Annotated in this window: 1 protein-coding gene; it reads left to right on the forward strand. The window is 66.1% G+C overall.

From position 1 onward, the window contains the following. Window positions 1-383 (forward strand): TonB-dependent receptor plug domain-containing protein (locus D7Y13_RS44905; RefSeq protein ID WP_147452804.1); only part of this gene is annotated, 383 nt, incomplete at both ends.

Below are 383 nucleotides of genomic sequence, written 5' to 3' on the forward strand. Positions count from 1 at the left end.
CCTACAGGCTGACCGGCGGCAACACCGCCATGTTGCAGAGGGTCTCCGCGACGGCGCCGGGTGCTCGCCAGCTCGATCCCGTCCAGGTGCAAGGCAACGCCGTGCCGCCGCAGGCGACGATCGACAACCTGCCGCCGGCCTATGCGGGCGAGCAGGTCGCGACCGGAGGGCAGGTCGGCATTCTCGGCGAACGCAGCTTCAGGAACACGCCGTTCAACCAGACGAGCTACACCTCCGACCTTATGCGCAATCAGAACGCGCGCACGTTGGCCGACGTCGTCGCCAACGATCCCTCCGTGCGCTACGCCTGGTCGGCGTCCAGCTACACCACGCCGCTGGTGATCCGCGGCTTCAACTTCAACAACAACGACGTATCCTTCAAC

Source organism: Corallococcus praedator, from assembly GCF_003612125.1.
GTDB lineage: Bacteria > Myxococcota > Myxococcia > Myxococcales > Myxococcaceae > Corallococcus > Corallococcus praedator.